The organism is Novosphingobium sp. Fuku2-ISO-50 (assembly GCF_001519055.1).
Lineage (GTDB): Bacteria > Pseudomonadota > Alphaproteobacteria > Sphingomonadales > Sphingomonadaceae > Novosphingobium.
In genome coordinates this window covers 45,188-66,317 of the sequence record NZ_KQ954304.1, presented here as the reverse complement: position 1 = coordinate 66,317, position 21,130 = coordinate 45,188, and the positions used below count along the sequence as shown (strand labels likewise).

The window sequence follows — 21,130 nt, the reverse complement described above, 5'->3', positions numbered from 1 at the left end:
TGACACTTGAAACCATGGCGCCCGTGAGCGACAATCCCATCGTCATGCTGTCGGCTGTGCCCGGCACATGATCGGCTCAAACCGATGCCGAAATCGGCGGTGGCTCCTATAAGCTACACCACGCCGTGGGACACGATCGCTAGCAGCGGCGAGTCGACAATCCCATAGGCTTGCAGCTTTTCCCCTCGTCTGGTTACAGCGTCGCAAACAACCTGAACCAGCGACCGCTTTCGAAACCCCAGCTGAGGGTCCGGAAAGTCAGCGATCGCGGCGAAAATCCCTGAACTCAGTTTGCGACCCAGCCTTTCGCTTGCAGCCATGCCTGCACCGGTGCGTCTTCACCGTCCCGCGTGCCCGGAACCTCTAATATTTCCGTCCCATCAGGTTTGATAATCCACGTCGAATCGTATGAGCCCATTTCGGGCCCCGGGTTGTACTTATGCTTCTGCACCAGCAAGTAGCCGCGATACGGCCCGTTGCGGATCACCGCTAGCGAATTGCCCGGAGTGACCTCCTTACGCTTTCCGTCTAAAAGCCGGACTTGAATGATATCGCTCGAGGTCGCCCAATGGCAAACTTGCTGGTAAACATATCCGCCATCGAGTGACGCCGTTTGTTTTTCCAGTACCGGGCGATCACAATCTTGTGCATCGGCAGGTTCGGTGCTTGCAGGAATGACCTGTGCCCAATCCTCGCCATTCTTCACAGGATGGGTCTGCTCTGCCGGCAGGGAGAGGAGCAGACCTTGTGCCTGAGGCTGTGCCGCAACTGGCGTCGTAGCCGGAGAAGGCTTGTCCTCGAGCAGATCGGTCGGCAGCGCGATCCGAACGAGCTTCCATGTGATGATGCCCCGCCGCTCGAAGACCAGTGAGGTGGTGCCTCCCCCTTGCTTCGACACTTTGACCCTAAAGTGGTCGATATCAAGAAAATCGCTGCTGCTCTGCGTGAGGGTGCCATCATTTTTGATCTTCCCATCAGCATGACCTCCTGGGCGCGCCCCTGTGATGATGGCGGCGAGCCCGTCAGGCGTGACGAAGGCATCAATCATCTTGTCCGCGACGGCCGAGACGAAAAAGGTGGCAAGCCCGGACATCGCGTTGCCAGAGCTGGATCCACTGCTCGCGCCCTTCTTGGCCAGAGCAGCGGAGACCTGAGACTTCAGCCCTCCTTTGATGGAAGCCATGTCTGCCATGTTGCTGATCTTATCGGCATCGCCGTCTTTGGCTGCGCTCTCAAAACCCGCTGCAGACCAATAGGCCGAGCCAAAATAGATCACGCCTGCGCCAAACACTGCCAGAGTAGCGTAAATCAAGGAGGAGTGACGCATTAATATCCTTCTCTTTAGACCTTATATTCGCGCCACATCGCGACGATATCATATTCTTGGTAAAGACAAAAATGGTCAAGTACTTCAGATGATGCATTTACACTGATTTGAGGATCGGTCCCTTTTTTGAGGAAATGACAGTGATGTTTTAAATCAACAAAAGTAGGCTATCGAGGGTCTTGCAAAGACCGGCGAATGTCAGGAATGGCAGCGAAATCAGGATAGCCTTTCCCTGAACCAGCCCGCCACTTCGACCTCGGCCAGCGAGCCACTGGCCAGCGCCAGAACCATGGGAATGGCCTCCTCTGGCGCGAAGCCGATCTGCACATTGTTCAGCGCGAGGAACAGGCGCGCCAAGACCCAGGCGGTCCGCTTGTTGCCATCGGTGAAGGGATGGTTGCGGGCCACACCATAAGCATAGGCCGCCGCCAGAGCGCATAGATCAGCCTCGCCGTAGGCCCATTGGTTGCGTGGGCGGCCCAATGCCGATTCCAGCGCAGAAGCATCGCGCACGCCAATCGGCCCGCCATGCTCGGCCAGTTGGCGGTCGTGAGTGGCGAGCGCGAGTTCGGTCTCGATCCAGACCGGTTCAGCCATCTGCGCCATGTTACTTGGCCAGAACGCGCAGGATATCCCGGTCCTCACGCATGATCTGTTCGGCCAGCGCCATCTTGGTCTCGAAGGATGGGTCCGCCGCCGTGATGCGAATGCCATCAGGCGTTTCGGACACATACAACGTGTCGCCCACGCCCGCACGCAGCTTGGCGAGCAGTTCCTTGGGAAGGACGACACCGGCAGAATTGCCGATCTTGGTGATCTTGAGGCTGGCGTTCATACGATAGTTATAACACGAGGCGCGAAGTTCTCAAGAGGCGTATCCTGCTACCGGCCATCACGGCCGCAGGAGAAGCACAATGGGACATTCAGATCTTGACCCCGCCGTGCATGAACGGCGCCCTTGGAATGCTGGGCAGAATGTTGGCCCGAAACGGCCGCTGCGCCCTCGAGACATCTGGGCCATCCGGTTCTACCTCGACGAGCACAAGCGACTGCGTGACCGAGCCCTGTTCGACCTCGCCATCGACAGCAAATTGCGCGGGTGCGACCTAGTGAAGCTGCGTATCGGCGACCTCGTCAGCGGCGGGACCATTCGCAACCGCGCGACTGTTATCCAGCAAAAAACCGGCCTGCCAGTCCAATTTGAAATCATGACCGAAGCGCGCAAAAGTCTGCTGGCCTGGTTGGAGCGGCGCAAAGGATCGTTGAACGACTTCGTTTTCCCCAGCCGGATCGATTATATGGGGCATATCAGTACCCGCCAATACGCTCGCCTCCTCGACGAGTGGGTCTCGACCATCGGGCTCGACAAGCGGGAATACGGCACGCATTCCATGCGTCGGACCAAGGCGTCCCTGATCTACAAGGCGACCGGCAATCTGCGTGCAATCCAGATCCTGCTGGGCCATACCAACATCGAGCATACGGTCCGTTATCTCGGCGTCGATGTTGATGATGCCTTGACGCTGTCGGAACGAACCGAGATTTGAGCACATCGCCGGCCCATTGCGTTGCCCGGTGGGCCGGTCATTCCCACGTATAGGTGGATGGCACATCGAAACGCTTGTGGCTAGGGCGAGGTGCCCAGGCTTGGCGCAACCTTTGGGCTCCATATTGACGTCAATGCCACGCCACCCCAAGAAGGTAGCGCGTCATCAGGAGCCTATCCCTTGCTTGCTACCCACGACCTGTCAGGCCTGATCAAATACGCAGGCCGCGAGCCATGGAAGACGCGCCTTGATGGTTGCCTGGCTGAGCACTTTGGCCCTGCATGCGAAGAACTGAACGTCGATTTCGACGAACTGCTCGATCTGGTCGGCCCCCATTGGGAAGGCCCTTTGTGGGGCTGTGCCTTTGAAGACCTGCTGGGGCGCGAGAGTGATGGCGAAAATCTCGCGGATGATTACCTCAAGCGCCGGGGCTGGAATGAAACGGCAGCCGTAAAGGCTTATATCAAGGCCCTGCGCGAAACGCCGATGTCACTGTATGAGGTCAGCGAGGTCGTGCCGGGCCAGTCGATGCGCCTGCGCGACCTGCTGCAAGATGGGGAGCCGGTGACGGTTCAGGAACGCAGTGCGACCTGCAACCTGCGCAATTGGGACCGTATCGCCACGCGCCTGATCGTGGGCCGCAGCGGTGCTGCTATTTCGGGGGCCTTACTGGCTTTTAGCCCCGAGGCCAGCGCGCAATTGGTCGCGGGATTTGCCAAAATCGGTGCCCAACCAGACTCTGAGCTTGATTTCGATGTCACCGACCGCACGGTCTTGCTGCGCCACAGCGCCTCGCTTTTCACCGCCACCTGGCTGATGGACGCGGCGGGCGCCATGGGACCGGCCATGCCTGATCTGGTCAACAGCGATGGAGAGGATATCCTGTTCCACCGCATGGTCTTCCCGCTGGCCCAGGGGGTGACGCAAAAGCAGATCGCCGCCCGCTTCCGCACTGTGCCATCCCTGTCACCCGCCTCTGCTAAATTCTGGAACTGGTTGGACGACAAGCGCGCCAAACCCAAACGCTCCATCCATCGCGACGCCCAGATGCTGGCGTCCACGATGGATGATGGTTCAACAATCCTTGGCAATATCGACATGGCAGGGCGTTTTCTCACCGTCGAAGTGAATAGCGCCGAGCGGGCGGAACGGGCCAAAAGCCTATTTATTCCGCTGCTGGGCGAGCTGGTTCACGCCCCCCTCACTGAAATCCTCACCGTGGCGCAGATGATGGCCGAACAGGAGCGGGAGCGAGACGCCGTCCCCGAGCCGGATATCCCGTTGGCCGAAATGCAGCGCATTGTCGGGGAGATGATGGATCGGCAGTATCGTCAGGTCCTTGACGAGCCGGTTCCTGCCCTTGGTAACAAGACGCCAAGGCAGATGGCCAAGACCAAGGCGGGGCGGGTCAAGGTGGTTGAATGGCTCAAATACATCGAGAACATGACCGCCAAATCGGGCAACGAGCAGATGGCGGGGTATAGCTTCGCCTGGATGTGGGACGAACTCGGGGTTGCCGACTTGAGAACGTAAATAGCTGCTTTTTAACAGTTGAACGGACGGCAGCTCCCGGCACAATGATCCGAAGCTGGGAGTGTCCGCTATTGCGGCGAAAGTCCCTACCCCGTGCCATCTAAGCAAAATTGACACAACCGGCGTTCTACCGTACACAATCTATCAAAGGAGACTCGGCATGTTCGCTCTTGAACCGATCGCCGCGACGCCCGGCAAGATGGAGGCGCGCAAGGAATTGCGGATGCACCGTGCGGACGAGGCGCGCATTCGGGCTGCGGCTGCGGCAACCGGCCTGCAGGAAGCCGACTTCATTCGTCAGGCTGCATTGCTAAGGGCGCAGGAAGTCGAGCAACGTATGGCTTTATCCATCCTGCCGGAGGAGGCCTTTGAAGCGTTCAAAGCCGCAGTTGCAGCCCCAGGCAAGGTTGCGCCCGGATTGGCTCAGGCGATGAAGGCATCTAAGGGCGTGCTCAAGGATGCAGGCTGACGCGTCGACGGAAGCTGTCTCGCTGATCATCGCAAAATTTGACAAGGCGCTGCATGATCGCAGCGCCTTTTCCTGCGGTTTTGCGCCCATAGACAATTTTCTGAAATCATCCCTATCCGATCAGGTGCGGGACGGCATGGTGACGGCATGGCTCGCGACAGCCGAGGGCGATCGCGCAGTGCTGGGCTTCTACACGCTTGGGGCCATGGCGGTTCGCGCAAATCTTGGCCCTAAGGCCTGGCAACGCGCACGGGTGCCAGACATCCCTGTGATCTATATCCGCGCTGTGGCTGTACATGAGAGCCTGCACGGCAAAGGCATCGGCACGGCACTGGTCATAGATGCCATCAAGCGTTGCGCTGCCATTGCCGAGCAGATAGGTGCCGCAGCTGTTGTCCTTGATGTGCTCAAGGATGAGCATTTTGACCGGCGCTGGAAATTTTACGCCGATCTGGGCTTCCTTCCGCTGCTGGATCCTGACAACCCTCACCGGGTCTACATGTCCATGGCAGACATCCACGCAACACTGGCCCATGCGTGAAGTCACAGAAAATTGAAGAAGACATGGTGCGCGCGTCCGAGCTTGGCCATTGAACAGCCGGGCCTTGCTAGACTTGCAAAACCTGCATGAATTCGCATGATGCCTAAGCGATAACCGAACCTGGCCCATCCATGGAATTGGGCCATGACACTAAGATTGCTTCTAGCCAGCGCCTTTTCGTTGGTCATCATTCCCAGCGCTTATGCTCAGCGGGTAGACCTGAAAGCGTTCCCCTATGTCAGCGGTAGTCAGCAACCATTTTCCCTCCAAGTGGCAGGGTCGGGCAATAGGGAAAGCCAGCCCCAACCCGACGCTTTTGGTGGATTGGTCAATGAGTTCGCTGCATTTGGAACCGAGAACACCCTGACTCAAGCCGATACCACAGTTCATCGCCGTAAGAAGATGGCCAAGGGCACTGCACCTTCCTCCGTCCCCTCAACTTTCGATGCTGCCCGCCCGCGCGATGGATGCGACTCCCCACGCTATGCCCCGAGCCCTCGACTTCCCGCAGCAGCCGAGCAGCGCCGCGCCATTTGGTATCCGGCCATGGCGGAAGCGGCTTGCGAGGCGGGCGTGCCCGCTCGACTGTTCGACGCCCTCATCATTCAGGAAAGCCGGTACAACCCGGTCGCCGTCAGCCCAAAGGGCGCTACGGGCCTCGCGCAGCTCATGCCCGCCAGCGCCCGTTTCCTGGGCGTGCGCAACATCCTGGACCCGCGCGAGAACATGCGCGGTGGTGCGCGCTATCTGCGCGCTTTGCTCGATGAATTTGGCCGCTTCGATCTGGCGCTGGCCGCCTACAATGCTGGCGCAGGCCGCGTGCGGGCAACAGGCCGGGTGCCCCGCATTGCCGAGACCATCCAGTATGTCTCAAACATTCTGGTGACCATGCAGCGGCAGCTTGCTGCGCCGATACCGCTTCGCGATTAGTCTGGTATCCCTCAATTCGTTGCAGCTGCGGCGACCCGAGGGAGTTACAGCCGTTTGCCCATGTTGTGCGGGCCGAGGGGATTTCAGAGCGATGGCAGCTTTACGAACTCATCGCGGCGCTGTCGGATCTGCTTCTGATTGGTGACCAGAATGTCGGCGAGCCATGTCGTGAACTTCTCTTCGGCGGCCACTGACAAAGGCTCCATCGGGAAATCGGCGCTGGCATCCACCTTCTTAAAAACGGGTGCCAGCATTCGGATAAGGATCTCCAGCACTGGCTCATCATAGGCGCTCCAATCACCGATCACCTCAATGGCAATGACCGCCTTTGCGGCATCGATCCCGACAATAGCTGATAGCCGCTTGAGATCGACGAGTCGCAAAGGTTTCTGGCCGTCAAGGAGACGACCAAGCTGGCGGCGGCTCATCCCCGCCAGAGATGCGATTTCTGCCAATGACCGGCCATCGCGGTTGATTCGGTCCCGAAGCAAGGCGCAATGGCTCCCAGAAACCGGGGCCTCAGATACCAAGGCCGCCCCTTCTTGGGATACTAAAGTATAGTCATCATTGGGATTGATGGGTTCAGTCATAGTTCTCCTCGGCGCGCTGCGGTGTTAACCATAACCGGTGCGGGAGGGCGACTTTTGTCAAGTTTCAGGCAATGTCGTTGCTTTGGCTCAAAGACCCTTGTTCAGCACATGGGCACAAGCGTTGATCGCCTCAATGACGCTCACCGATCGGCCGAGACGGCGGCCAGCCTCATCGCGAAAATCACGCAACCGATCGTTGATTTTGGAATCGACACGGATGTTGACCTGCACCTCCCCGATCAACGCATCGTGGCGACAAATCGCTTCCAACTGATTGAGCGGTATATGAAAAATCTCATACCCTGATGAAGTCAGAACTGTGGTCAGCAGGCGCCTAGGCGAGCAAAGCTCCAGCTCGCGCGACGAGAGATTGTGCAGCGCCAGGCTAAGCGCCCGGAACGCCGCCGGGCTCATTTTCAGGCGATGTGCGGTTTGAGATCGCGGCTGATGATTATCCCTTGTCTGATCCTCTTTCATGGCCTGCCCCCATATCAACCTCCTGTTGCCCCATGATTTCAGCCCGATAATGGGCGCTGAGCGCCCACCCTTGCGCGAGATTGAAACAAGCCCCGTCTCGTTTCGCCCGCGACTGGGCGCTTCCCACACACCTGTTGGGCCGAATCGAGTCGAGCATACGCCCGGCCTTGGAATTTTACTTGATTTAGCTCGAATTTGGCGGGAGCCGACTTGTCGGTGAGTCCCCGACTGGCGGAGCCTTTGGGTCGGCGCAGGAACATGTCCCTTGTCCTGGCCCTCTCGAAAGGACTTACCCCATGACGTCCCTTGCTCTGCCGGCGCCCAAACGCGCCTCGATCCTGCCCTACATCGGTGTCGCAGTGGTGGCCGCGGCCATACTGGGCCCGGGCGCCGCCTTTGCCGGCACCGACACCTCGTTCAACACCGCGCTCACGCAGTTCACCAACTTCCTGTCCGGTTCGGGCGGTAAGGTGATCACCGTGCTGAGCCTTGCTGGCGGCATCGTCGGTCTGGCGTCGGGCCGCTTCTCGCTGGCGCAGGTCGCCGTGCCGGTGGGCACGGGCGTTGCCGCTGGCACGGGTGTGCCGATCGTTACCGCGATGGTCACCGCAACCATCTGACGAGAAGGCCGGCTGTGCGGACAACTTGCCCCTCCCATAGTCCCGCGCAGACCGGCCCAATCCCCCACCAACTTTTGTGACGGCGGGCAGCGATGGAACGCTATGCGATCCCCAAACATCTGGATGATCCGGAACTCATCGGGTTCTGGACGCTGGACGAGTTCCTGGTGATGGTCACCCCCTTCATCTGGGGCATTTTGGCGTCGCATATCGTCATCGGGCTGGTGTTCTCCACCGTGGCCTGGTTCGGTTATCGCAAACTCCGCGCCGGACGCTCGATGGCCTGGATCCTGCATTTTGGATACTGGCACCTTCCTGGCGAGTTTTTCGCCATGAAAAGCTTCCCACCGTCCCATCTTCGCGTGCTGGCGGGCTGAGATGGACATCGATCTCGCCCACGACAAATCGCAACGCGTGCTTCGCCAGCGCAATGGCCTGGCCGTTGTCTGCATTGCGCTCGGCATTATCAGCGTCGCCACCGTCATTTCGGCCAGTCGCAGGGACCGCGAGGTGGTGCTGGTGCCGACCTTGCGCACCCCGCTCACGCTAACCAGCACCAAAGTCTCAAAAGACTACCTGGAGCTGGTGACCCGCGATGTGGCGTTGGTCGCCCTCAACCGCTCGCCCCAGAGCCTGACCTATTGGATGGATTCCATCCTTGAGGTGACTGACGAGCAGGCGCGCGGCGAGGTCAAGAAGGCGCTGATGAAAGTGGTGGCCGAGCAGCAAGGCTCGCAGATCACCCAGTTTTTCACGCCCGATGGCATGCAGGTCGATCCCGATCATCTGACCAGCACGGTCGGCGGCACGCTGCATACCGTGGTCGCCTCCAAGGAGGTGACCTCCGAGCATCGCACCTTCCGGTTCACCTGGACCTACAACGGCATCTCGCTGAAGCTCAAAGGCTTCGGGATGATCGCCAAGCCGGAGGAGACGCCATGAGCGGCCCATTCCCCGGCACCATCCCACAAGGGCTTTCCTTCATGGCCATTCTGGAATTGTCGGCAGGGGCAAGCCTTGCCCCGCGCCTTTGGTGGGCTGAGCGCGCCCTTGGCCTCGCCCTGATCGGCGTCGGCCTTGCGAGTGCGGCACCCGCTTATGCCGATCAGACGCTGATGGTGGCCGACAATGGCACCGTCCATTGCGAAGCCTCGGCCAAGGATCTGACCCGCATATCCCTGAAGGATGACCAGTTCGCGTCGGTCTCCAAGGTGCAGGCAGCCAATCCTGCCGACGACTTCCAGGTGGTGAACGAGCCGCTGCGCGGGGACATCTACCTTTCCGTCGCGAATGGCTTTTCCAAGCCGACGATCTCCTTCTTCGGGACCACGCGCAAAGGCTTCGTCTACAAATTCATCTGCGCCGTCGGCGGCTCGGACGCCCGGCAGGTGTTCATCGTCAATGCCGATGTCGAGCATCCGCGACCCGTCGGTGAGGCATGGCCCGCCGGCCTATCGCCTCAGGATGCTTCGGCGCGCCTGATCGCGGCCATGTATGCCCAGAAGCCGGTCGAGGGTTTCGACATCACCTGGCGCGCGCTGGTGCCAGTCAACATCGAGACGCTCTCCGTCCAGATGGTCGGGCAATATGTGGGGGCATCCTACACCGGCAAGCTGCTCAAGATCACCAATCGCGGCGCCAAGCCCGCTATTCTGAGCGAGGACAAGGTTGCGCCTGCCGACGCTATCGCAGTGAGCATCACCAACCCGCGTCTGGCCCCCGGTGAAGCAACCACGGCCTTCATTGTCCAGCGCAGCGTTGATGTGGGAGGTCAGCCATGAACGCGTCCACCACGCAAGGCGGTCCCACCGCAGCAGCCCCCGGCACCGATGATCTCGCCCGCAATGCCGTCACCCGCCGCCGCCAGCAGATCGCCATGTGGGGTCTGGGCGGTGTGCTGGTGATGGCCGGCATGTGGTGGATTCTGGCTTCGCCCACGCCCCAGACCTCCGGCGCGGACAAGAAGGACGATCCCAAGGCAATCAAGATCTCGACCGATGACATGGTCAACCGCTCGATGGCCGACAAGGAATGGATGGCCCTCTCGGAGAACCAGCTCAACACGCAGGGGAACCAGATCAAGACGCTGCAGGGCGATTCCGTCCGCCTCGACCAACTCCAGAAACAGATCGAGGATTTGCAGGGTCAGAACCAGGCGCTCAAGACCGATGGCTCCAAGGTGCTCTCGGCTTACCAGACCGAGAACGACCAGCTTCGCTCCCAGATTTCCGCGCTCTCGACCCAGATGCAGCGGGCGACCGCCGGGCCAAGCGCGCTTTATGGAACGGGCGCACCGCCGACCTATCAGCGGTCCTCCTCGATTCCCAGCGGTTCGCCTCTGGCTCAGCCCTCCAGTGATCCCGCCCGCGCCGCCATCGATCCGGCCAGCGCGCCACGTTCGAGCGAAGTGAAGTTGCTGTCGTTCGGCGGCGATGCGGCCGGAACGGGTACGCGCATGGTGCCGGGCAAAACGACCCAATTCACCGACAGCGAGAATTACCTGCCGCCCAATTCGATCGCGACGGCCAAGGTGGTGGTCGGCGTCGATGCCACGACTAACACCAAGAGCCAGACCGATCCGCTGCCCGTGGTGCTGCGCATCACCGGCCCCGCGCGCTCGGTCTATGCCCAGGGCAAGCTGCTCAAGACCAATATCGTTGGCTGCATGGTCAATGGCGCGGCGCTCGCCGATCTCTCGTCCGAGAAGGTCTATGTGAAGCTCCAGCGCATGACCTGTCCGCAGCCGGGCGGCAAGGTCGCGGTGAGCGAGGTCAAGGGCTTCATCGCCTTTGGCGGCAAGACCGGCGTGCGTGGCCGGGTTGTCAACCGTTCGGGCAATCTGGTGGGTCAGGCCTTCATCGCCGGTGTGCTGGGCGGTTTCGGGCGGGGCTTCTCGACCAATTCCTCGGCCTATCTGACCTCGCCCACGGTCAGCGTGAACGGCCAGCGCTCGACGCTTTCGCCCTCGGACATCGCCCAGGGCGGGCTTGGTCAGGGCGTCGCCCAGTCCGGCGACATGGTCTCCAAATATCTGATCGAGCGCGCCGAGCAGTACCAGCCTGTCGTCGAAATGCCGACCGGCCTCGATGTCGAGGTGGTGTTCCTCGACGGCGTCTTCATCCGCAATTGAAGGGAAAACCTCGCGTGTCTCACTCCCAATCACTTCAGCGCCTACTACCGATCCTCGGCTTTGCCTTGTGCACTTTGCCGACCATTGCCGAGGCCCGCGCCGCAACGGCCACGCGCGCTCGTCCTGCTGTCGCGAGGGATGCGGCAGCCATGCGCGCCTTGACCCAGCGCCTGCCGCGCACCGCCGTCACCAAGGTCGATTGTGCCCAAGTGCCGGGGGTCTGCGAGGTGCAGGCCGGCAGCAACCTCTTCTACATCGATCCTTCGGCCCGTTATCTCATCGTCGGCCGGATCTATGACATGGATACGCATCAGGATCTGACGGCCGTGCGCCTGCTGGCCATCAATCCCGATATGCTGGTCGGCGCGGCCGCCTCGGCAAAGGCGCAAGAGACGGACAGCGCGGGCCTTGCGCCATCGCATCCCCAATCCGCTTCGGCGCCAGCCTCGGCTCCCGCGCAGAAGGTGAGCCTCGCCAGCCTTCCGGCCAATGGGGCCATCGAATGGGGTAGCGGCAATACCGGTGCGCACAAAGTCACGGTCTTCAGCGACTTCCACTGCGGTTACTGCCGCACACTGCACCAGACCCTCAAGGCCATGGGTGCGCGCGTCACCGAGCGGCCGATCTCGATCCTCGGCACGCGAGCGATTTCCGAAACCGTGATCTGCGCCGAGGACAAGGCGGCTGCCGTGGAGCGGGCCTATGGCGATCAGGACATCGTGAAACGCGCCTGCGACACCAGCGGGCTTGATGCCAATGAGGCTTTCGCCCGCGCCCATGGTTTCACCGGCACCCCGGTGCTGGTCCGCGAGGATGGTGCCGTGCTGCTGGGCTTCCGCCCGCGCGAGTTCCTCGAAAACTGGCTCAAGGGAGGCGCGTGAACCATGCGCATGTCCCCTATCATCGCCGCGCTCGGCCTGATGCCGCTAGCCGGTTGCTCGATGTTCCACTCAAACGTCAAAGGCGGTTTCGTGTGCAGCGCGCCACGCGGCACCTGCGCGCCATCGACCACCATCGATGACAGCGCCATCCACGCGATCGACGCCGAGGCCGAGAGCAAAAACGCGCCCACGCCCGATGGTGAGCCCGCTGCCAGCGGGTCTCAGGCATCCACCAATCCCAAGGAGAAGAAGGCATGGACCTTTGTCGGCCCAGCTGGGCCGGTGCTCAAAATTGTCTATTTGCCCTGGCGCGATGGATCGGGCCGCCTCCATCCCCGCACCACAAGTTTTATCCCCGTCGACGCCCCGCATCTTGCCGAGGTGTCCAACGCTCCCATCGACGTGAAAACCATGGGCGCGGGCACCGACATGAGCCTGCTCACTCTTGCGGAAATGGCACCCGACATGGCGCTGATGGCACCTGCAAAATCGGCTCCAGAACAACCACCGGAAGCCGCCAAGGCTGCCGGCGTGGCGCCCACGGATCCGACGGCTGCGATCAAGGCGCAGGTGAAGGCGATCCTGAACCAGCCCCAAACACAGCCTAACACGCCCAAGTCTTCTGCGCCGCAGCCATCGCAGACGAATAGAGGCGCGGCGACCTTCCCGCCGCAGGGGAATTGACGCGCCATGCTCGCCCGGCTCATCGAACTCGTCACCGGCGACAGTGAGGCGCCCGAACATCGCGCAGAAACGCGCGATGTGCCAATGCTCGCCAGCTTCCTCGGCTATCGCGCCTATGCGGCCGAGACGCAGATTTTCCATTTGACCAGCTCCAAGGGCTTCATCCTCGAACTGGCCCCGCTGATGGGAGCCGACGAGCGCATCGGCGACATCCTGACCTCGATCATCTCCGATGTACTGGTGGCCGGCTGCGAATTCCAGATCATCAACTATGCGTCGCCCCGCATTGCCGAGAAGCTTCAAGAGTGGGCCTTGCCCCGTGTGCGGGCAGGCGCGGTGTTCAACAAGCTGGCGCGTTACCGGCTCGACCAGTTGCGCAGCGGTGCCTGGACATCGCTTGCCACCGACGGCCCTTTTCATCTGCGCCAGTTCCGCGTGCTCTTTGCCGTGGGAGTTGGCGCGGGTTCGGGCGTCGATACCGAGACCTTGCTCGCCGTGCGCGACGGGATCACCTCGGCGCTCGACTCGATCAACGTCAAAACCCGGATATTCAGCCCGACTGAGCTCATCCGTTTCATCGACGATGTGGTCTGCCCTGCGACGGGCGCGGGCGATGATGCGCCCGATTACAGTCCCTTCGACCCGATCAACGAGCAGTGCATCCGCCGCGATCTCGTCACCCGCGTCGAGAAGGACCGGCTGATCCTTGAAGCCCCATCGCTGCGCCCATCGGGCCTTGTCATCGACGGCGCGCCCGAGATGGCCGATATGAGCCCACATGAATTCGATGTGCGGACCATGTCGGTGCGCTATTTCCCCGAGCGCTGGGCGCCTTGGGATACGCAAAAGGTCATCGGCGACATCTTCAATCCCAAGCTCTGCCTGCCATGCCCTGTGCTCCAGTCGATTGCCGGGATCATCCCGTCGGCTGAGACCTCCGAAGCCAAGGCAGGCTGGAAGTTCACCCGCACCACGGCATTGGCCGATGGCAAGGCCGCGCGCCTTGTTCCCAGCCTCAAGACACAATCGGCTGAATGGGAGCATGTGCAGGCGCAGGTCCGTCTGGGGCAGAGGCTGGTCCAGATCTATTATAGCGTCACTATGGTCTCGCCGCTCGGCCGGGGTGATGTGAATGAGCGGACGCTGAAAGCCATCTACAAGGCCGCTGGCTGGGATCTCATTGACGAGACTTATCTCCAGACCGGCGGGCTGCTGGCCTCTTTCCCGCTCACTCTGGCCGACGGCCTGTCGCGCGATCTTATGCGGATGCGCCGCTTCCGCACCGTACTCTCGGCCAATGTCGCAGCCCTCGCGCCAGTCCAGGGCGAGTATAATGGCGGGGCGATCCCGCACCTGCTTTTCATCGGGCGGCGCGGTCAGCCCCAGTTTTGGTCGCCCTTCCAGAACAATGCCGGCAACCACAATGTCGCGATCGCGGGCAAGTCGGGCTCGGGCAAGTCGGTCCTGCTTCAGGATCTGACCGCCAGCCTTGCCGGGGTGAATGCCAAGACCATCGTCATCGATGATGGCCGCTCCTTCGAGCATATGGCGAAAGCCTTGGGCGGCACGTTCACCGAGTTCAAACTGTCGGCAGGCATCTCGATCAATCCGTTCCGCATGATCGACCTTGAGCTTGCAGCGGGCGACGAGGACTATCTCGTCGACTGCCTTGCGATGCTCAAGGCCATCATCAGCCAGATGGCCCGTTTCGAGAACCGCCTCAACGACACCGAGCGCGGGCTGATCGATGCGGCCGTCAATGCGGTGTGGAACGAGAAGGCACGTGAAGGCACGGTCGATGGGATCATCGCCGCGCTGCGCGCTGCCGGTCACCCGCAGGCAGACGATCTGGCGACAGCCTTGCTGCCTTTCTCAGAAGCGGGGACTTACGGGCCGTTCTTCCTTGGCGACACCAATCTGGATCTCTCGGCCGATCTGACCGTCTTCGAGCTGTCGGACCTTTCCTCGCGCGAGGAATTGCGCAGCGTGGTCCTGACCTCGATCATGTTCGTCGCCTCGCAAACGATGCGCAAGCTCGACCGCCAGATCCCCAAGGCGCTCATTATCGATGAAGCCTGGGCGATGCTGAAGGGCGGCGCGATGGCCGATTTTGTCGAGACCTATTCGCGCACCTGCCGAAAATATGGCGCCTCGCTCATCACCGCGACCCAGTCGATCAATGACTTCTACAAGTCGGGCGGCTCGAAGGCGGCGCTGGAAAACTCCGACTGGATGCTGGTGCTCCAGCAAAAGCCCGAAACCATCGCGGATTTCCGCAAGTCCGACCGCTTCGAGATGGACAATTTTACCGATGCGCTGCTGCGTTCGCTGAAGCGCAATGGCACGGAATATTCCGACCTGCTGATCCGCGGCCCGGATACCCAGACCATCTGCCGCCTCGTGCTCGATCCCTTTTCCGGCACGCTCTATTCGTCGAGCCCGGCGGTCTATGCCCGTATCGAGGCCGAGGTCGCGCGCGGCGCCACCATGGCCGAAGCTATCGAATGCGTCGCCTATGGTGTGGATCGTCAGGCGAAGGGAGCGCGGCCATGACCCCCCGGCGCTCCGGCATCAAAGCAACTTCCATAAACTGGGGCGCGGTGGCGGCCTGCGCTTTGCGCCTGACGGGCTGGTTTGCCGTCAATGCGCTGGCGGCGGCTGGCGTCATGGCGCTGATCCTCTTTGCGATCGGCGACTTCTCGCTGCCCATCACCATGGTCCAACTCGCCAATCTGGCTGACCGCTATGTCGCGGCCAACGCCATCCGCCGCGACCAGTTCGACCAAGAGGTCATCATCGGCTTCTTCGCGATCCTGCTGCTGATCGCCTTCTTCCGCCGTGGCAGCTTTGCCCGGGCCTTTGAGGACGCCTCCAATAAAAGGGATCCCTCCAATGCATGATGATAACCCGCTGCCGCAGAGCGAATTGCCGTTGGGGCTGGAAGCTGCACCCTCAGTTCCCGCCGCCACGGAAAAACGCCGCTCGCTGCTGACTTTCCTCGCCAGCAATCGCCGCCAGATCCTCGTCATGGGCCTCACAGGTGCCTGCCTGCTCTGGGGAAGCTGGACCACGCACAAGCTGCTCGGCCTCGAACAGCGCGTGACCACGACCCGGAAAGTGGCGCTGGCTGACCTCGTCCGCGAGTATGTCCAAGCCGAGGCTCGCAGCGGCGCGGCGCCCGACCAGGTCACGGCGGAAACCGGCGCTTACCTCAAAGCCCTCAATCTCGCCGTCGCGCGTCATGCAGCGCAAGGCGAAGTCCTGCTGCTGAGCAATGCTGTCGTTGCGGGCGATGTCCCCGACATCACCGCCACCATCCGCGACGAGACCTATGCCAGCCTGGCCAAGCCGCAGGGCGGCGCAGCAGTGCCATCCGTCGCCAGCCCTGCAACGCAGATGCAGCAGTTCTTCGATGCCAAGGGAGCCGATCATGGCAGCGGCAAGTGAGATCGCGCCGGTCACCGCTCCGCGCCACGCGTCTTGGCGCCTGAAACTCGGCGGTATCGCGCTGATTGGCGGCGCGGCGCTGAGTTGGTCGGCGCTAAAGGACTGGCACGACCATCACGCCTTCCTCATCAACGCCAGTGAATCGCTGCCCAATTGGGCGCTGCTGGTCGAGACGGGGCGCTTTCCGGCGCGCGGTGATTATGCCGTTTTCGCACCCGGCCATGACAGCCTTGTGGTCCGGCATTTCGGGAGCAACCCGAAGCCCTTCGCCAAGATCGCCTATGGCGTGCCGGGCGATGTCGTTACCCGCATAGGCGACGCCGTGCAGGTGAATGGCAAAACTATCGCCCACTTAAAACCCAAGACCCATCAGGGCGAGGATCTGTTGCCCGGCCCCCTCGGCACAATCCCACAGGGGTGCATCTATGCCGGTAGCCCGCACAAGGACGGGTTCGACAGCCGCTATGCCGCCATCGGCTTTGTCTGCCGCGACCGGTTGATCGGCATCGGGACACCCATCCTGTGATGCGCGCCGGTCCCGCCTCGATCCTGCTTGCCGCGCTCGGGCTTGCCTCCGTGCCAATGATGGCGAGCGCCCGCGATTTCGGCACCTTCGGCCCGACCTGGGCGATCGCCGAGCCCGACCTGCTCGCCGTCATAAAGGCCCGACTAGAGGCGGCGCGCCAGAACGGCACGCTCGATGCCATGAACCGGCGCTTTGTCGAGGCGGCGCAAGCCAGTGTGCGCCGTCCCCATGCAGTGATCGGCGTGACGCCTGCGACCAGCGATCGCCGCTGGAGCTTCGATCCCAGTGTGACCCTCTCGCAGGACATTCGCGATGCGCGCGGCAATCTTATCGCCGCGCAGGGCCAGCGCTTCAATCCACTGACCCACCTCAACCTCGCGCACAGTTTCGCCTTCATCGACGGCGATAGCGCCGAGGAACGGGATTGGGCTTTGAAGCAAGGAGCACCTGACAAGCTTTGGATCGTCCTCGTCAAAGGCTCGCCCACAGACCTCATGAAGGCGACCCAGCGCCGGTTCTATTTCGACCAGATGGGCACGCTGACCGGCAAGTTCGGGATTGCCCATACGCCGGCGCTGCTCATCCAGCAGGGCGACCATCTGGACATTCGGGAAGTCGCGCTGGCCCGACCAGGAGAACGTCGATGAAGCGCATCCGTCCCGTCTTTTGGAAACGCTTTGCGCGTGGGGCTAGCTCAGGCAAAGGCGCGCCTCGTCCTCGTCGTACCCACCGGTTCTGGGCCATGATCGCCGCCAGTCTGACGCTGGGATCTGCGCAAGTGGCGCAGGCGCAAGGTTCGCCCACCTGCCACGGCCATTTCCCCAATCCCATCACCGACATCTGCTGGGATTGCTTCTTCCCCTTGTCGATCGGCGGTTTCGACCTCTGGCCAAGCGACAAGCCGGATCCTTCCAACCCCAGCCTGCCGGTTTGCCTCTGCGGCATCCGACCGGGCCTGTCCTTCGGCTTTTGGGAGCCGGTGCGGCTGATCGATGTGACCACCAAGCCCTTCTGCTTCCCCAACCTGGGCGGGCTGACGATCAATCCGGGGATTTATGTTGGCAATGGCCATGTCTCGGCCGCCGCGCAGAAGGGCGGCAACACGCAGATGAGCGCCCAATATCAGGCGCATTATTACGTCTATCCGTTGTTCTATCTGCTCGAACTGCTGGGGGATTTTATCTGCTTTGAATCCGCCTCCTTCGATCTGGCCTATATGACCGAGATCGACCCCACCTGGAACGACGATACGCTGGCAGCGCTCGTCTATCCCGAGACCGTGGTCTTCGACTTCCCGCTGGCACAAGTCGCCTGCGCTGCCGATTGCGTCGCCGCCACCGCCGCGCTGCCGCTCGATCAGCTCTTCTGGTGCGCGGGCTGCAATGGCTCGATGTACCCCATGACCGGCAACATCGGGAACAACACCACGATGGACCAGTCGATGCGTCTCGCGGCCGAGCGGATGGTCTTCAAGATGCACCGCACCGCGCTCGCCTGGGGCACAATGGGAGATCAGGGCCTCTGCGGCAAATACATCATGCCGATCATGAGGAAGCAGCAATACCGGCTGCAAATGGTCAATCCCGTGGCTGCCACCAGTGGCCGCTATGCCTGTCAGCCTCCCGGAGGATCGACCGCCGTCCAGCTCACCTCGCACACCTATCCGGTGGTGGGCGAGGACGTGGGCTATCTCCTGTGGCGCAAGCGCAATTGCTGCGCGTTCTGATGGGAGGGTCAAAGATGCGCAAATCTCTCCTGTTGTTCGGCTCCCTGGTTACCCTCGGCGGTGTCGGAACGGTGCTGGCCCAGACCACTGTCGACGGGCTCGATCTCGAGGCGATCAACAAGGCGGCGCAGGCCCATACCCGCAACCTTGGCCAATTCGTCGACCAAGTGCTTGGCCATCAGGCCGAGGCCAGTGCTGATCTGGCTGAGGATTTAGAGGCGCTGGTCGAAAGATCTCAGGCCAAGGTGAAAGCCGAGGCTGCCGCCAGAGCCAAGGCGACCCCGAGAGGCGATCCGGTCAACCTCGATGCGCTGGTGGCCGACGCCGGCCAAAGCATGGCGCCATCGCCGCATTCGGCCCCCATGCTTATTGCCTTTGCCAGCCTGTCGATGCCGCCTGAATCCCTGAAACGGATGATCGCTGACGTTTCCAAAGCCAGCGGCATGGTGGTCTTTCGCGGGTTCTCACCTAGTGGCCCCAAGCCTTTTATGGCGGCGTTACACGAGGCCGTTGGCGAGACGACTGCAGCGCATGTCAGCATCGATCCAAGGCTATTTCGAGCCTATGGCATCGCTGCCGTGCCCACCTATGTGGTGGCATCCTCGAGCTTTGATCTTTGCTCGGGCGAGGACTGCGCCAGCAGCCCCACGCCCTATGATCGCATCGCCGGGAACGTGACGACGCATTTCGCGCTCGAGACTATCGCACAAGGCCGTGGCCCCGGCGCGCCGGCGGCCAAGACCGCGCTGGCCAATCTGGAGCGGGCGCCATGAGGGCGCGCTCGATCCTGCTCTGCGGATTGGCGCCAAGCGTATTGGCGGCCGCAGTGCTGCTCGCCGCCACGCCACTTGCCGCCCAGACCGTCGATCCCAAGGCCGCAGCCAGCGCGATCGCCGGCCAGTTGCAGGGCCAGGTCACCGGCAATGTCACCAACCAATCCGCGCCCAATGCCGTGCCCGGCTATGGCGGGGCCGATCTGCCACAGGGGCAATATCTCTCGAATCCCAACAGCCTTGCAGGGGACGGTGCCGTCGCGGCCGTCACCTCGCAGCCCTATGCCATTGTCACCAACCCGAACCGGCCAACGGTCGATGCCACAAGCCTTGGCCTGTCGAGCGCCAAGCAAGTGGAAAGCAGTCCGACGAGCTACACCGGGATCGCGGGGAGTTCACAGGGCAATTGCCAGCCTATCCCGGCCAACAGCGGGACGACCAGCACCTATTACGATTCCTGCCAGATCGGCACCGCCGAAACCGACAGCAGCTTCACCTGCACCATCGGCTGGGCCAACCAGTTCACCAACGCACACCAATACACCTGCCACACCTCGGAATGGGACATCTACAACCCAAACACCGGCGGCACGTTCTATTGGGGCGAGGTCTCCGACTGTGGCAGCTTCGCCAGCCAGTCCTCCTGCACCAAGGTCGACCAGACCAAGAAACCCTCGGTCACAAACTGGCCGCCCGGAGCCGGGCTTGGCATGGTCTTTACCGAGACCGACACCACCTACAATTGCGGCACGCAGACCAACTATGGGGCCAGTGCCTCCAAGAACTATTGCATCAACCACACGACCCTGTGTTTCGAGCCGCCACCTCAGGATCAGGCGCCGGGCGTGCCGGGGGCCGCCTATGTCGGGCCGATCCAGATCTATCAGGGCTCCACGGTCGACAACGCTGATTGCCAGGCCAAGCTGAAAGCTCTGCCGACCGGCGAGACCTGCCTGCAACCCAGCCAAGTTTGCGTCGATGCCTCGCCCGCCACCCGCACCATCAACGGCGTCGCGGTCACCCATGATTGTTGGCAGTGGCAGGCCAGCTACCAGTGCAGCACGCTCTCAAACGCCAATGACTGCGCGACGCTGTCGGCCAAGAGCAATTGCAGCTTCGACCACGAGGTATGCCTCGACAGCCCGCAGATGGGCGCGTGTCAGGTCAAGAGCGAGGTCTATAAATGCACGACCCCGGCCTCGACCCAGACATCACAGGCCTATTCCTGCAGCGGGGACGTCTATTGCATCGATGGAAGCTGCACCCAGCTTCCGACCTCGCCGGCGCCTGATCTGGCCAAGACCTTGGTCGCGATGAACGCGATGAAGGATGCCAAGCAGCAATTCGACGCCAACAATCTGACGATTTTCGATGGCGATGCCACCGGCTGCCACAAACCGCTCTTCGGTCTGGTCAATTGCTGCGCGGGCAAGGTTTCCGGCCTGCTGACGGGCGCGGCAGCCGCCACGGCCGCGATCGGGCTCGCCTCGGGCAATCCGGCGATGCTGCTTGGCCTTGTGACCCAGTTCCTGCCGCTCTTCATGTGCTCGGGCGAGGAGATGCAGCTCGACGTGAAGGACCGCATGGGCCTGTGCCACTATGTCGGAGAATACTGCTCTGAGAAGGCGCTCTTCGTCTGCACCACGATGCGCAAAAGCTACTGCTGCTACCAGTCCAAGCTTGCCCGCGTGATCCAGGAACAGGGCCGCGCGCAATTGGGCCTCGATTTTGGCAGCCCGCAATCGCCGACCTGCACCGGCTTCACCGTCGACCAGTTTTCCAAGCTCGACCTGTCCAAGATGGATTTTGCCGAGGTCTTCGCAGACTTCACCAGTGCCGTGTCGCTGCCCGCCTCGCTCCAGACCTCGGCCCAGATCCAGCAAAAGGTCCAAGCCTACTACCAAACCCATGGTCAAGGATCCTGACGCC

The 21,130-nt window shown here is 61.7% G+C and carries 25 protein-coding genes; 20 read left to right on the top strand and 5 right to left on the bottom strand.

Translation table 11 applies throughout. The annotated features are described in order from the left end of the window. Positions 1–286: 286 nt before the first annotated feature. From AQZ50_RS18285 to AQZ50_RS18275, 3 genes are all read right to left on the bottom strand, one after another. Complete coding sequence (locus tag AQZ50_RS18285; RefSeq protein WP_082703781.1) at positions 287–1,327, bottom strand: DUF2939 domain-containing protein; 1,041 nt, start codon at positions 1,325–1,327, stop codon at positions 287–289. A gap of 216 nt (positions 1,328–1,543) precedes the next feature. Continuing rightward, positions 1,544–1,933: a type II toxin-antitoxin system death-on-curing family toxin gene (locus AQZ50_RS18280; RefSeq protein WP_067748544.1), complete on the bottom strand. Its 390-nt coding sequence runs from the start codon at positions 1,931–1,933 to the stop codon at positions 1,544–1,546. A 1-nt stretch (position 1,934) separates the two neighbouring features. Further along, positions 1,935–2,162: an AbrB/MazE/SpoVT family DNA-binding domain-containing protein gene (locus AQZ50_RS18275; RefSeq protein WP_067748540.1), complete on the bottom strand. Its 228-nt coding sequence runs from the start codon at positions 2,160–2,162 to the stop codon at positions 1,935–1,937. Positions 2,163–2,241: 79 nt separating this feature from the next. Here AQZ50_RS18275 and AQZ50_RS18270 point away from each other — a divergent pair, with 79 nt between their 5' ends. The 5 genes from AQZ50_RS18270 to AQZ50_RS21050 all read left to right on the top strand — a co-directional run bounded on the left by AQZ50_RS18270 (position 2,242) and on the right by AQZ50_RS21050 (position 6,347). Next, the gene (locus AQZ50_RS18270) at positions 2,242–2,874 is read left to right on the top strand and encodes a tyrosine-type recombinase/integrase (protein ID WP_067748536.1); all 633 of its coding nucleotides are present in this window, start codon (positions 2,242–2,244) and stop codon (positions 2,872–2,874) included. A 180-nt stretch (positions 2,875–3,054) separates the two neighbouring features. Next, the gene (locus AQZ50_RS18265) at positions 3,055–4,407 is read left to right on the top strand and encodes a DUF7986 domain-containing protein (protein WP_067748534.1); all 1,353 of its coding nucleotides are present in this window, start codon (positions 3,055–3,057) and stop codon (positions 4,405–4,407) included. 160 nt (positions 4,408–4,567) lie between these two features. Further along, positions 4,568–4,876, top strand: a complete 309-nt coding sequence (locus AQZ50_RS18260; RefSeq protein WP_067748532.1) for a type II toxin -antitoxin system TacA 1-like antitoxin — start codon at positions 4,568–4,570, stop codon at positions 4,874–4,876. After that, positions 4,866–5,417, top strand: coding sequence for a GNAT family N-acetyltransferase (locus AQZ50_RS18255; RefSeq protein WP_067748531.1), 552 nt, complete (start codon positions 4,866–4,868; stop codon positions 5,415–5,417). Before AQZ50_RS18260 ends, AQZ50_RS18255 begins: the two co-directional genes overlap by 11 nt. 144 nt (positions 5,418–5,561) lie before the next feature. Continuing rightward, positions 5,562–6,347: a lytic transglycosylase domain-containing protein gene (locus tag AQZ50_RS21050; RefSeq protein ID WP_231730404.1), complete on the top strand. Its 786-nt coding sequence runs from the start codon at positions 5,562–5,564 to the stop codon at positions 6,345–6,347. A gap of 83 nt (positions 6,348–6,430) precedes the next feature. On the opposite strand, the gene AQZ50_RS18245 is transcribed toward AQZ50_RS21050, so the two are convergent. Both AQZ50_RS18245 and AQZ50_RS21045 read right to left on the bottom strand, forming a co-directional pair. Continuing rightward, complete coding sequence (locus AQZ50_RS18245; protein WP_231730403.1) at positions 6,431–6,937, bottom strand: aminotransferase class IV; 507 nt, start codon at positions 6,935–6,937, stop codon at positions 6,431–6,433. Positions 6,938–7,024: 87 nt separating this feature from the next. Next, the gene (locus tag AQZ50_RS21045; protein WP_156427429.1) at positions 7,025–7,414 is read right to left on the bottom strand and encodes a hypothetical protein; all 390 of its coding nucleotides are present in this window, start codon (positions 7,412–7,414) and stop codon (positions 7,025–7,027) included. 296 nt (positions 7,415–7,710) lie between these two features. On the opposite strand from AQZ50_RS21045, the gene AQZ50_RS18235 reads away from it, so the two are divergent. The 15 genes from AQZ50_RS18235 to AQZ50_RS18165 all read left to right on the top strand — a co-directional run bounded on the left by AQZ50_RS18235 (position 7,711) and on the right by AQZ50_RS18165 (position 21,126). After that, positions 7,711–8,034, top strand: a complete 324-nt coding sequence (locus AQZ50_RS18235) for a hypothetical protein (protein WP_067748523.1) — start codon at positions 7,711–7,713, stop codon at positions 8,032–8,034. Positions 8,035–8,126: 92 nt separating this feature from the next. Continuing rightward, entirely contained in the window at positions 8,127–8,411 is a 285-nt protein-coding gene (gene traL / locus AQZ50_RS18230; RefSeq protein WP_008065174.1) for a type IV conjugative transfer system protein TraL, read from the top strand. Between the two features lies 1 nt (position 8,412). Next, positions 8,413–8,976 carry a type IV conjugative transfer system protein TraE gene (locus AQZ50_RS18225; protein WP_067748522.1) on the top strand — a complete coding sequence of 188 codons (564 nt, stop codon included), beginning with the start codon at positions 8,413–8,415 and terminating at the stop codon, positions 8,974–8,976. Further along, a complete protein-coding gene (locus AQZ50_RS18220) occupies positions 8,973–9,815 on the top strand; it encodes a type-F conjugative transfer system secretin TraK (protein ID WP_082703780.1) in 843 nt (280 codons plus the stop codon). The genes AQZ50_RS18225 and AQZ50_RS18220 overlap by 4 nt, the downstream gene beginning before the upstream one ends. Beyond that, positions 9,812–11,164: a TraB/TrbI/VirB10 family type IV secretion system protein gene (locus AQZ50_RS18215; RefSeq protein WP_067748518.1), complete on the top strand. Its 1,353-nt coding sequence runs from the start codon at positions 9,812–9,814 to the stop codon at positions 11,162–11,164. Before AQZ50_RS18220 ends, AQZ50_RS18215 begins: the two co-directional genes overlap by 4 nt. 50 nt (positions 11,165–11,214) lie before the next feature. Then, the gene (locus AQZ50_RS18210; protein WP_067748564.1) at positions 11,215–12,045 is read left to right on the top strand and encodes a DsbC family protein; all 831 of its coding nucleotides are present in this window, start codon (positions 11,215–11,217) and stop codon (positions 12,043–12,045) included. A gap of 3 nt (positions 12,046–12,048) precedes the next feature. Beyond that, the gene (locus AQZ50_RS18205; protein ID WP_067748516.1) at positions 12,049–12,729 is read left to right on the top strand and encodes a hypothetical protein; all 681 of its coding nucleotides are present in this window, start codon (positions 12,049–12,051) and stop codon (positions 12,727–12,729) included. 6 nt (positions 12,730–12,735) lie between these two features. After that, entirely contained in the window at positions 12,736–15,282 is a 2,547-nt protein-coding gene (gene traC, locus AQZ50_RS18200; RefSeq protein WP_067748514.1) for a type IV secretion system protein TraC, read from the top strand. Beyond that, on the top strand, positions 15,279–15,629 hold the full coding sequence (locus AQZ50_RS18195; protein WP_067748512.1) for a hypothetical protein: 351 nt from the start codon (positions 15,279–15,281) through the stop codon (positions 15,627–15,629). The genes traC and AQZ50_RS18195 overlap by 4 nt, the downstream gene beginning before the upstream one ends. Continuing rightward, complete coding sequence (locus AQZ50_RS18190) at positions 15,622–16,176, top strand: TrbI F-type domain-containing protein (protein ID WP_067748510.1); 555 nt, start codon at positions 15,622–15,624, stop codon at positions 16,174–16,176. Before AQZ50_RS18195 ends, AQZ50_RS18190 begins: the two co-directional genes overlap by 8 nt. Continuing rightward, positions 16,160–16,702: a S26 family signal peptidase gene (locus AQZ50_RS18185; protein WP_067748506.1), complete on the top strand. Its 543-nt coding sequence runs from the start codon at positions 16,160–16,162 to the stop codon at positions 16,700–16,702. The genes AQZ50_RS18190 and AQZ50_RS18185 overlap by 17 nt, the downstream gene beginning before the upstream one ends. Continuing rightward, positions 16,702–17,349 carry a type-F conjugative transfer system protein TraW gene (gene traW, locus AQZ50_RS18180; protein WP_067748503.1) on the top strand — a complete coding sequence of 216 codons (648 nt, stop codon included), beginning with the start codon at positions 16,702–16,704 and terminating at the stop codon, positions 17,347–17,349. Before AQZ50_RS18185 ends, traW begins: the two co-directional genes overlap by 1 nt. Before the next feature lie 95 nt (positions 17,350–17,444). After that, the gene (gene traU, locus AQZ50_RS18175) at positions 17,445–18,428 is read left to right on the top strand and encodes a conjugal transfer pilus assembly protein TraU (protein ID WP_067748501.1); all 984 of its coding nucleotides are present in this window, start codon (positions 17,445–17,447) and stop codon (positions 18,426–18,428) included. Positions 18,429–18,442: 14 nt separating this feature from the next. Then, on the top strand, positions 18,443–19,201 hold the full coding sequence (gene trbC, locus AQZ50_RS18170) for a type-F conjugative transfer system pilin assembly protein TrbC (RefSeq protein WP_067748499.1): 759 nt from the start codon (positions 18,443–18,445) through the stop codon (positions 19,199–19,201). Beyond that, entirely contained in the window at positions 19,198–21,126 is a 1,929-nt protein-coding gene (locus tag AQZ50_RS18165; protein WP_067748497.1) for a conjugal transfer protein TraN, read from the top strand. The genes trbC and AQZ50_RS18165 overlap by 4 nt, the downstream gene beginning before the upstream one ends. The last annotated feature ends 4 nt before the right edge of the window (positions 21,127–21,130 follow it).